At 62.7% G+C, this 10652-nt stretch carries 9 protein-coding genes and 1 pseudogene; 5 read left to right on the forward strand and 5 right to left on the reverse strand.

The features are described 5' to 3' along the window. Positions 1–214: 214 nt before the first annotated feature. Positions 215–514, reverse strand: a pseudogene (locus V8352_RS20390) (transposase); the annotation flags it as partial. Positions 515–705: 191 nt separating this feature from the next. Between V8352_RS20390 and V8352_RS20395 the strand changes: the two are divergent. The 4 genes from V8352_RS20395 to V8352_RS20410 all read left to right on the forward strand — a co-directional run bounded on the left by V8352_RS20395 (position 706) and on the right by V8352_RS20410 (position 4106). After that, the gene (locus V8352_RS20395) at positions 706–1350 is read left to right on the forward strand and encodes a DNA-binding protein (RefSeq protein ID WP_336426111.1); all 645 of its coding nucleotides are present in this window, start codon (positions 706–708) and stop codon (positions 1348–1350) included. 417 nt (positions 1351–1767) lie between these two features. Beyond that, positions 1768–2496, forward strand: a complete 729-nt coding sequence (locus tag V8352_RS20400; RefSeq protein WP_336426112.1) for a hypothetical protein — start codon at positions 1768–1770, stop codon at positions 2494–2496. A 60-nt stretch (positions 2497–2556) separates the two neighbouring features. Then, entirely contained in the window at positions 2557–3039 is a 483-nt protein-coding gene (locus tag V8352_RS20405; RefSeq protein WP_336426113.1) for a hypothetical protein, read from the forward strand. Between the two features lie 524 nt (positions 3040–3563). Then, entirely contained in the window at positions 3564–4106 is a 543-nt protein-coding gene (locus V8352_RS20410) for a hypothetical protein (RefSeq protein ID WP_336426114.1), read from the forward strand. Between the two features lie 401 nt (positions 4107–4507). Here V8352_RS20410 and V8352_RS20415 read toward each other — a convergent pair whose 3' ends face one another. Both V8352_RS20415 and V8352_RS20420 read right to left on the reverse strand, forming a co-directional pair. Continuing rightward, positions 4508–5866, reverse strand: coding sequence for a hypothetical protein (locus V8352_RS20415; RefSeq protein ID WP_336426115.1), 1359 nt, complete (start codon positions 5864–5866; stop codon positions 4508–4510). Positions 5867–5876: 10 nt separating this feature from the next. After that, positions 5877–7757: a hypothetical protein gene (locus V8352_RS20420; RefSeq protein WP_336426116.1), complete on the reverse strand. Its 1881-nt coding sequence runs from the start codon at positions 7755–7757 to the stop codon at positions 5877–5879. Between the two features lie 285 nt (positions 7758–8042). Here V8352_RS20420 and V8352_RS20425 point away from each other — a divergent pair, with 285 nt between their 5' ends. Further along, positions 8043–8474, forward strand: coding sequence for a helix-turn-helix transcriptional regulator (locus V8352_RS20425; RefSeq protein ID WP_336426117.1), 432 nt, complete (start codon positions 8043–8045; stop codon positions 8472–8474). 387 nt (positions 8475–8861) lie between these two features. Here the strand turns inward: V8352_RS20425 and V8352_RS20430 are convergent, their stop codons facing one another. Both V8352_RS20430 and V8352_RS20435 read right to left on the reverse strand, forming a co-directional pair. After that, positions 8862–9308 carry a hypothetical protein gene (locus V8352_RS20430; protein ID WP_336426118.1) on the reverse strand — a complete coding sequence of 149 codons (447 nt, stop codon included), beginning with the start codon at positions 9306–9308 and terminating at the stop codon, positions 8862–8864. 161 nt (positions 9309–9469) lie between these two features. Next, complete coding sequence (locus V8352_RS20435; protein ID WP_336426119.1) at positions 9470–10195, reverse strand: hypothetical protein; 726 nt, start codon at positions 10193–10195, stop codon at positions 9470–9472. Between the last annotated feature and the right edge of the window lie 457 nt (positions 10196–10652).

Genomic DNA, 10652 nt, shown 5'->3' on the forward strand with positions numbered 1-10652 from the left:
CAGAACACGTCGTTCATCCAGGTTCAATTTGCGGTAGGGGCGTCTCATCACATCCTCCTGATCTGCATCAGAAATTTATCCAGTGATGCAATCCAAAATGGAATGTGCCGGCTGCAATCCAAGCTACGTATAATGTTGATTATGTAACGGGTAAGCGTTCATATCGCATTATCCAAGGCAGAGATCGGCTTGGAGAATGCGGGATCATTGACCTTCGAGATTGGTATCGGTTCCATTTTCGCCAGATGGCCCGCCCGAGGTATTTCGATGCGCGGAGAACCTCGTTCCGGGTGATCGCGCCCGCCGTCGAAGGCTTCCACGGTCTGGTGTTCTTGCGGGGCGGGATGACTGCGTGGGCGTCTTGGTCAGCGACGGCGTCGTGGCACTTGCGCGTATCATACGCGCCGTCCCCGGTGTCCTATCCGATTTGCTCGTCCGCCGGGATCCGGTTGAGCAACTCCCGCAGCATCGGCGCGTCAGCGCCACTTCTTCCAGTGATTTTGATGGCATGGATTGCGACGTGGGCTGGCGGAAGACGGGGCAGCTCGATTTTGCACTTTTTGTGGGATTTCTCACCTTTCTGCCCGTCCGCGTTTTTTTCTGACTGCAGAGATACTCATGTTTTCCTTGCCACCTCACCGGGGTGGTAGCGCGAGGTAACGGTATTACCGGGCGCTTCCCATTACCAGGATTGGAATCCGCATCATGGCACAAAAGCCAAACTCGAACACGTCACTGGAAAAAACGATCCGCGACGCCATTCAAAAGATGGTCGCTCGAGGCGAATCTGTCACGAACGAAAAGGTCCGTGACTTGATCGGTGACGGCTCGTACCGCAACATCAGGCCCCTCGTGGAGACGGTCAAAGCGGAAATCGAAGCAGAAGAGCATTCTGCCCGGACCGCTCCCGAGATGCCCGAAGATTTTCACGATGCGGCATTCGCGATGTGGAGCACTGCGTGGGATCTCGCAGATAGCACCAATGCCGCAGAACGTCGCAGCCACTCCGCCGAGATCGGCAGGCTGGCGGCCGAGCGGGATGACTGGATCTCCATTTCGGAAAAATTGGAAGACGAGCGCGACGAAGAGACAAAGCGTGCCGTCGATGCTGAGGCCGACCTTGAGGGCGCCAAGACGACAATCCGTGACCGGGAACTTGAACTCGCTGAGCTGCACGGCAGGCTCGCCGAGCGCTTGGGCCAAGAGAGTGCCTCGAAGGCCACGAAAAATCGCCGCAAGCCTGCTGCCCGGGAGGCGAAACCAGACCCTGCGGAGAACAGTGTTCAGCTCGACATGTTTCCGGAACTTTGCGGACAGCCCGACGATCCAGAGGCCATCGCGGCGGAGTAAGCCCCTGTTGACCGACATTTTCCAGTGTCAGGCGAGGCTGGTGCAGCGCTGACGTCAGCGATGCGGCCATGCACGCCAGCAAGGCGGCAACACCGGCTCCGGTATCTGTGCGGATGCTCCTGTCGATCCGAGACGATGGAGGCGGAGCTGCGCACCCCGAAGCGCGCATCCCATTCAGCACGAAATTCAGGATCGTGCCCCCGCCAAAGCTCCCACGAAAACATCCGCCTCCGAGAAAAACTTTTCCGCCGGTAGAAAACGAACCCAGATCTTTCTCAGGACGCAAACACGAAAGGCCCAAACGGAACCAACATCGATCCACTCAAAGAAATCCCGGATCGACGCCATTTGAACAGACCGCGTCCCATGACGGCGCCTGTCTCTCCCCCCTAACCCAAACCAACAAGGAAGATCAAAATGCTCCCTCAGATCAAAACTGCCTCCACAACTGCTTCCACCGACCTCATTGCGCCGGAAACGCAAGAACTCGTGCCGGCATACGTCTACCGCTGCGCTTCACCCATCGCGTCTGAACTGCCGCTCCTCGACAACGCCAATCCTGGCGAAATCCTGGCCCTGATTTCCGGCTACAAGGCCAATTTCGAGCAGCGTTCTGATTTGTATCGTGTACTCGAGGGCTTTTATGTCGCCGATCAGACGGGTCCTGCATTCAGGTTTTACGATCAACTTTCCGGCGCAAGCCGGGAGCAGGGCGCGCAGCTTGCGCTGGAACGCATTTTCCTGGGTGACGACATCCAAGACGATGTGCTTCGCCGCGAGATGGTCCCCGAGCCCATGTTCTATCAGATGCTCGTCGTCACATTCGCCGATGCGAGGATCATCATCGACAGCCGTGTCATTCGGGATCCGTTGGAGATCATGTACGCGCTCGAGGAGGATCCGGACTTGGCTCCGTGCGTGATCGAGATCTCCGGCGAGCAGGATGACCCGACACTGATCGCCAAGGCCAGACGCTATGTCGAGATTGTCCGTTCGCTGCTTCAGGAGCGCCAGCGCCCGGAGTCGCTCCACCTGGACCTCCGGCTTGGAAGCGAACACACAGTCAGCGCGATCCTGAATGGTGACGTCGCGACCCCTAACCTGCTCGAGATCGTGAAGCTCTTGTCAAAATCAGCCGCCGCATAGGCGGACCGGAGCATCCGGCATCACCCCATTCAAACTTTCACAAATACGGAGCGCCCAAGCATGCGTCTCAAGATCACTTCTCAGAACCATCCGAAAATCCAGGCCGCATTGGATGCAGTGAACGGCCGGGCAACGTCTTTCACCATCTGCAACGCCCACGAGCTTGATCGCTATGTTGCGCGCGCAGAGAAACAGCTCGCGAGGATACTGCCGAAGGGCGGCTGGAAAGGGGCCCGGGTAAAATGTATGCCCGCAGGCCCGTCCGCGAAATCGTACAAGTATGGCGCAAAGTCGACCGAGGTCTGGATCGAGCGCGGCGCGTCGGCGTGGTTCGTCGTCGGCATTTCCGAGGGGCGGGCCTATCCGCGGAGGCGGGAATACTGCGATGTTTCCCTCACCGCCGGGCAGACACGCGCTGCCACGCTCTATGCTGATAAGCGCCTGCACATCGACTTTGGGACGCAGGATATCAAGGATGATATGTCGAACCATGCGCGCGTCGCGCTCGAAGCGAATGCCCGCAAGCTGGCTGGCATCGCATGAAGCATTCCCTCCCGGCCCCGCCAGCGCCGGGAGGGCTACTGACATGCGACTGAAATTTTATCCAGCTGCGCAGCAAGCAAGATTTGAAAACCTGGATAGACCTGACGATGGCGCGCCAAGACTCAGATGAGGCGAACCGCCCTGTGTCACACTCGTCGGGGTCAGAGGTTGCCGGGATCCATGTATCCACTGCTCATATGGACCCTGCGCCGCGCTGTCTACGAACGCGGAACGCTCACCTGTAGCGGGCCCGCATGACGGGCTTCGCACATTTTCCCGGGATGCCGTGCCCCATGGCATGGCTCATGTTGCGGAGTTGGAAATTTCCACTGCCAGGACGGCTTAGCCGGCTTCCAGGGCTTTTGACTGGGCCCACGCCGGTCTGGCGATAGCGTCGCTCGGGGCGGTTAACGCACTGATAGTGTTAATCAACGACAGTCGAACCATCTGAAAAGAAAGACCCCCTGAAGGCCTCGAAATGCCCGCGGGCAAACTTCAAGCCCCGGTCCAACGGATGCACTCGGATGCAAAGCCAGAAATTCCGGTTTTCTTTTTTCCCCCGATCCCAATCGACCAATCTTCTTCTCAGAGGCGCCCAAAAACGCCTCTCATCACTCAAAAACAAGGATCTGACCATGAACATCAACGACACCGCCCCGCAAGTCTCCGCGACTTCTGCTTGTCTGCTCGACATCGTAACCGATGCTCTGGAGGCAAAGGACCGCTTTCCCTGTCAGCGCCCTGTACTGGGCCTCCCAGGCAACCTCGACAATTGCGATGTGGCAGGGTTCTACCTCGAGCAGCGTCCTGGCGGCTGGGGAGCCAACATCACTTTTGACAATCTCCCGCCCGGCGCGCCACAAACTCTGGGCACGCCCGACGCGTCTCCGTTCCCGTCCAAGCGGCTGGCATTTATCGCGGGGGCGGCGCTTCTCTGCAAGATCCTCACGGGCTCCGAGGATTTGCCGTTCTTTGTCACGGCTGACAAACTGCTGGTCGCCGGCCACGGCACGGGCGGGTATTCTGGAGTGTTCGCAATGATGCGACCGCTTCCCTGGGCCCCATGAACTTGGGTCCTGGCGTCAGATGATTTGCCCATCATCTGTGAGGTAGTTCGCGACTGGGAACTCATCTTCGATGACGATCCGGAGTTTTCGGGCCGTCTGAAGGCAAAGCAGGCGACCCTGTCGCGATCTGGGCGCTGGCCTCCCGTCGTGGGATCGACGGGGGAGGCGTGAAATCGCCGGGGGACACGATCCCCCGCGCCCCAAAATACCGCGCAGATCAGCTCCTCCTCCCGTGGAGCCCTGCCCCCCGTTTTTTCGTGTCCGAGAGGCAAAGCTCCTTCGCCCGTTGCCGCGCGCGGCTGTCCACCGGTTTGGGCAGTCTGGAACATGACCATTGAGACCCTAAGAGCCCGCCCCTAAAGCGTTTCGCCTTTAACCTGAGACATCAGAGGCGAAACGCTTTAACCGGCGGGCGTCGACCTGATCCGCTCCCGCTCCTGCGCCCAGTCATCGCTCAGCGCGCAGCCTTCGCCGGCAATTGTGTAGTCTTCCTGGCTGCGGCGATTGTGATGGCCGAGCCAGGTGGCGATCTTCCTCGGGCTTTCACCGGGATCGATCCTGCGAAGGACATCGGCAGCGAGGGTCCGGAGCGGATGTGATGAGAGCGTCGCGATCTCCTTGATGAGCTCGCTGGGATGCCTCGCCGGGACAGGTTTGCGGGTGTGCCGCATCCAGCTGCATCCCTCGAGCGCGGCGTAGCGTTCGCCGAGCATCCGCTCGGGCCGGCCCGCCAGAAGCACGGCATCGAGCGCGGCATGCGTCTCGGGCCAAAGCCGGCTGAACTTCACCGCCTTACCGGTTTTGATCGACCGGTAGCGCAGCGACCAGGTGCCGTCCTCGCGACGTTTCAGCTCCCGGCCAATGCTCCAGGCGGCGATGTCGCCGGTGCGGGCATTGGTGTTGAGCGCGAGGAGCAGCACCGCCGCCTGCAGCCGGGACCGCTCTTCGGCGGCGCGCCAGGAGGTGCTTCCACGCTCGAAGGCCGCACACAGATCGAGCGCCTGGCCCAGCAGCCCATGCCATGTCCCGCCCTCCTCGGCGAAGCTATCGAGCTTGAGGTCCTTCCGCTTCGGCGCTCTGCTGGCCCGGGCCTTCCACACGGCAAAGATGTCCGCAAGCCCGTCGCGCGTCTCCCGGTCTGCGTCGAGACACTGCGCAAGACGCCGGTAGGCGCCGAGATAGTTGCGCACCGTGCGCGGTGAGAGGCCTTGGGCAGAGAACGTCTCACCGAGCAGGAGCGCGCGGAGGCGGTCGGGGGTCGGGGTCAGCCCGAGCTTGGCCAGCTCCCGTGCGCAGCGGTTGAGACTGTTGATATGACGCCTGGCGGTGGATGCCTTCGGGCTCTCCGCGACGAGACGGGCATAGGCCGGGTGCCAGAGGGCTGGCCAGCACTCCGGCGGCCCGGCTTCGACGAGAGAGACAGCTTTCCGGGGGTGGGACCGCACCGCGCCTTGCCGCCTCTTGTACCAGGCCTTGCGGGCCACGCGGCCCTCGGCGAGCGACATCTCCGGCGCGAAGCGCTCGAGCGTGCGCAGCAACGCGGCGAGCGTGGACTCGCTCGCCGCCGCCGCATCGAAACAGGCCCGCGGCGGGCAGTCATAGTCGCGGCGGCGGGCGCGCAACTCTTTGTAGAACCGCTCCAGCACATCGATGGCGCCGGGCTCTATCTTGGCGGGCGCACGGGACATGGCGGCGCGCACGGCCGGCGGTATCCTGCGCGCCGCGCGCAGTTTCGCCAGGACTTGCTCAGGTTTGGGCATTGGGATCTCCTCAGATTCCGTAGGTGTTGTAGGCGTCGGCGCGGGCTTCGGCTGCCACGCCGGCGGAGTCGTCGGCGCCGTATTTCTCGCGCACGATGTCTTCGCTGGAGCCGAGCAGCGCCGCGGCGCCGGCAAAGTCCCCCGGGTGCCGCGCGAGCCAAATCACCGCGGCGGTGTGCCGAGCCTGATGGCTGGTCAGGCGCAGCCCGACGATCTCGGCGCCCGCGTTCCAGGCTTCGGCAAACCAGGCGCCGCTGACGCAGCCCGTCGGCAGGTCGAGGCCGGCGCGGAGATTGCGCGGCGTGGCCGTGCCCGGAAACAGGTAGCAGCTGTCATTGATCTGGCGGGTCTCGATGTAGCGCGGGCGCAGCTCCTCGATCCACCAGCGCAGGATTGCAGCATCCTGGGCGCGGATGACAAACTCGATCTTGCGCAGGTTCTTGACCTCGCCCTTGGGGGTCAGCGAGACATAGTCCCGTCCCTCCTCCCGCAGGGTCCGGGCCTGCAGCCTGACGCGGGTGTCCGGATCGCGCACCGCGCGCAGCCGCTCAAACAGCACGTTGGCCCGTCGTCGCGGTCGGCAGAGCTGCAATGCCCAGATCGCGGCCGCCGCCCCGAGTTTGAGCGTCTCGAGCCGCCTGGCCTGGGGCATCGTGTCCCAGGCCTGGAGCCGGGCCCGCACCTCGGCCTCGATCAGTTCGGGCGCGGTGACGATCCGCCGGTAAAGCGCCTCGCCCCCATCATGCAGCGTGTCCACGAGCGCATCGGCGCTCTTCGACAGGCCCTTGACGTAGGGGTTGTTGACCTCGGCCTGGCGGGTCGCGCGCAGGACCTGGAGCGAAGCGGCCAGGCCGGGGTCCCGCAGTCCCATCCCGGCGAGTTGGATCAACCCGGTGAACCGGCCTTTCAGTGTCGCGGTCTCGTTGAGGTCCCGCACGCGGCCAGCCTTTGCGGCGACAGCATGCACCTCGATCGCCGCTTCGAAATGATCGAGCGTCAGAAGCTCGGCAAGGCTTTCCGGCCAGCAGCCGCGCCGCATCGCCCCGCGATAGAGCCAGCTCAGATGTCCCTGCTGACCCTCAACCCACTTGGCAGGATTTGTGATATCCTTGGCGCGCTCGGCATTCACCTCACGCGCCACCGCCTCGGGGTCCTCCCCGGCCTTGATCCGCGCCAGCGCCGCGTCAGCTTGGGCGGAGGTCTGTTGCAGCAGGGCTTTGAGCACGGCGCTCGCCGAGGCGCGCAGGCCGGGTGGCAGATCTGGCCAGAAGACTGGCTTGTCCCGTCCGGGTACGCGCAGCGGCTCCCGGGGCAGGCAGGCCGCGACCTCCGGCGGCAGCTGCGGCGCCATCTCCCGCAACGCGTCGGCGTAGGCCAGGGCGCTGCGAAAGCTCCGGCGCTTGCCCGAGGGCATCTGCGCGAGCACGGCCCCCGCGTCCGCCGGGACAAGATCGCGGAAAGCCATGCCGCGGAACTGCTTGGCCAGGCTGGCGATCGCCGCGCCGCGGCCTTGCGGGAAGAGATCGCCCCGCGCAGTGAGACCCTCGTTGTCGCGCACCCACTCCCCGACACAGATGAAATCGGGATGGGTGACCGGCGCCGGACCCGTTTTTTGTGCCGCAAGGAAGGCCTTGAGCGCGGTGCGGATGCGGGAATTGGTCTGGCCCTGCGCCGTCGCCGGCACCCTGGCCTTGGCGAAGAGCGCTTCGCCGGCCGGCGCGATCCGGTCCTCGAAAACCTTCAGGTCCGCGTCATACTCGATGAGATCCTCGATCTCGTCGAGGCGCAGCCGCTTGGGCAGCTTATCAATTTCGAGCCGGGTCTTGTAGGGCGCCTCTTGCGCCTGGGGAGACTCGTAGAAGTCCAGCATTGTGAGCATTGTTGTCAGCATGTCGTTGTCCTTGGGTTGCCGGAGAGTTTCCCTCTCCACCAGGGAGAGAGGGAAAATCTCGCGGCATTCCAAACGGACCGACAAAATATGTGTCTCATCTGCCCCGAGACGTGCAGCGTGCGGGGCCCGGATCGCGGGTAGCCTCGGCGAAACGCGGGACATAGACATCGAGGACAGCGCGATGACGCAGGGCCAGCCGGGTCACCGGAGACTCCGGCGCCAAGGGCCTTCGATTTCATCACCACAAGATTTCCGAGGACCACGGCCGGGACCTATATCCCGATCATGATGACATCCGCCCTGCCCTTCCTCACCGTCTCCCGCTGCGCACGCCACCTCGATATCTCGACGCGGACGGTCTACAAGATGATCAAGTCCGGCGCGCTGCCGGCCGAATTGTTTGGCTCCTACGTCATCGACTGGCCGAATGCCTGGGCCTGCGAGCAGGGTCCGACGCCGCGCGATGCGCTCTACCCCCGCTACATGAGCGACCTGCTCTCCCGGCAGGGGCTCGCAGCAAAAACGCACCGGTCGCTGCGCACGGTCGATCGATGGCTGGCGGAGGGCCTGCCGACGCGCAACGTCCGGGACTCGGTGCGTCTCAACGCGCTCGACGCGGCCGACTGGCTGGCCGGCCGCTACGGATGTGAGGTGTCGCTTCGGAAACTGCGCGCACATGCCGTCGAGACCTGTGTCGACCTCACCCAGGCCACCTGAAGACATGAATCTTCGCTCACCATTTCACTGCGCGCCCGCCCGGCTCCGGCGGGCGCGGCGCGTTCAGCGCAGGCTTGCAGAGGGGCTGGAGCTTGGCAGCGGCTTTCCAAGCCTTGCATCGGTTTTCTGCTTCAAGGCGGCAGTTTCCAAGAACACCGCCATGCATAACGCCAATTTATGCACGGGGGCGTTTTTGGAACTGGCAGCGGATTTCTGGCAATGGCACGGGTCTTCCGCAGGACGGATTGGAACCGCGTGTCTCGCGCAATCATCCTGGCGTCTGCCCGGCTTGTTTGCGGGGCAGACGTGTCTGAACAGTCGAACATATGAGCTCTGCTCCTTGGCGGCAGCGTCAAGCACGGGGGGGGCGATTGCGACGCCCGAGGATCACGCCTGGGTGCGATCCCGCTCCCGCGGCGGCTGACGGAAAAGATGACAGGATCGCGGGCCGCGGTCGCGGTCATTGCTCTCGGGCAGTCGCCCGAGGATCGCGGTGCCCCACGCGGCCGAGACCCCGAAGCCCGGGTCGTCCAACGGCACGATGGCCCGGCGCTCGGACTCGAACCGCGTCGGTTTGCGGATCCCGGCACAGCGCAGGTCGCGCGGGTCGTCGAGAACCACATCCTCGGGGCCGCGCCGTCGCAGCCGCCCGGTGCCGAACACGATCTCCGCGCAACGGGCACCGTCAATCTCGTGAAGCGCAACCACGAGCGTCGGACGGGTTTTCGGACTCTCGTCGGGCGCCGGGTCGATCAACGGCCACGTATAGGCGACAATATCTCCGGCGCAGAGATCGAGCGTCCAGTCGATTTCGGTTGGTGCAAAGCAGGGCATCAGAGTTCTCCATTTCGTTGAATTTTCCGACACTCACCCCGGTGCCTACCGGACATCGTCCGCGGCGCGCGTCACAACGCTGCGCGCCAAGAGCGATGGCCAGAAGCTCCACGATAGAAACCAGGCGCGCCTTCTGCCCGCCTGGTGGAAAGCCGGCGGGTTTATCGGAATTCCTCGACGTGAACCGCACGACGCAATAGCTGTGACGGCGCCGGATACTTCAAATAAAGGCGCCGTAGCATCTCCTGTTGCTGTTGCCCGGACAGATCAACAGACCCCAGAAGCGCGTCGGCGGCGGCCCTCCAGAAACGGGACGACGGCGCGATCATTCGGATGGACTGCGTCGTGTGAGTGGAGCGCTCGACGATTTCAATGGTCAGCCCCCACGTGGCGTTCCGTGTCAGGCCACCCGCATGCAACAGCGCATGGGTCAAGCGCTCACGCTCGTCTGCAGCGGCCAACCCGAGAGAGACCGGGGCATCAAGGACCATTCCGCCGATCTTGAAAAGAAAGATCGGGAAAGACCCGGCACGGGATCTGACATTCACGAGAGCGATTTTGATCTTGCCGTTTTGCGCTGCCTTGATCTCCGTATCCGTAAGATTTGCGACCTGGATTTTGGCAGTTGCAAGTAAATCCGGTCCGTCGCCGTCAATGGTCATGACGGCACCATCTTGGGCGAGAATCGGAGAGGGCGATGGCTGCCCACAGGCGAGAATAAACATAAAAAGTTCCTTTAGGAGGTTGCATTTAGAAGGTTGCACTGGGTTTTGACTGAGGCAGCACTGCGCCTCTGATGGAACATTGGAAGGACGGTTGAGATCCGGAAACGAAATCAGCGAGAAAAGGAAATTTCTTGCAAAACGGTCGATGTCCCCGACGTTCAATTGCCTCCTTTTGTGATAGATCGGTGACGACTCCCGGGGACGGCAACGTGATGCTCGCCCCGTCGTAATCAGCATATTGGTCGATCCGGTTTCTCGCGGAAGACGACGGCGCATGTTTCCTGATGTTTGGAGGAACAGGATCGAGGGCCGGGCAATCCAAATGCACCCACATGCATTGTTGGGGCATGCGCGTTAGGGTCCAGATGCCGCCATGCGGTCACGAAAATCGTCAAGACCGAGGTGGCTACCCGTAAACTGGTGCGGCCTCCTGCTCGGCCGATGAGGCTCAATAATCCCTCTGACGTCGCTGTCAGATCGGCGGGGAATTTCTGCGACCTTGCGGGGAATAATTGGTCCCTTCTCGTTCCGTGTGGGTAGTCGGGCGCACCGGTGCTTGAGCCGCTCCCATATTTCGTGCCTTCGGTAGGCGCGTCCGACGCGGAGACCTCAGCCATCG

It is taken from the genome of Roseovarius sp. D0-M9, from assembly GCF_037083805.1.
Lineage (GTDB): Bacteria > Pseudomonadota > Alphaproteobacteria > Rhodobacterales > Rhodobacteraceae > Roseovarius.

Coding starts and splice junctions, on each gene's coding strand:
- V8352_RS20425 (WP_336426117.1), top strand. CDS start 8,043: ATGATGACATCCGCCCTGCCCTTCCTCACCGTCTCCCGCTGCGCACGC.
- V8352_RS20405 (WP_336426113.1), top strand. CDS start 2,557: ATGCGTCTCAAGATCACTTCTCAGAACCATCCGAAAATCCAGGCCGCA.
- V8352_RS20420 (WP_336426116.1), bottom strand. CDS start 7,757: ATGCTGACAACAATGCTCACAATGCTGGACTTCTACGAGTCTCCCCAG.
- V8352_RS20400 (WP_336426112.1), top strand. CDS start 1,768: ATGCTCCCTCAGATCAAAACTGCCTCCACAACTGCTTCCACCGACCTC.
- V8352_RS20430 (WP_336426118.1), bottom strand. CDS start 9,308: ATGCCCTGCTTTGCACCAACCGAAATCGACTGGACGCTCGATCTCTGC.
- V8352_RS20395 (WP_336426111.1), top strand. CDS start 706: ATGGCACAAAAGCCAAACTCGAACACGTCACTGGAAAAAACGATCCGC.
- V8352_RS20415 (WP_336426115.1), bottom strand. CDS start 5,866: ATGCCCAAACCTGAGCAAGTCCTGGCGAAACTGCGCGCGGCGCGCAGG.
- V8352_RS20410 (WP_336426114.1), top strand. CDS start 3,564: ATGCAAAGCCAGAAATTCCGGTTTTCTTTTTTCCCCCGATCCCAATCG.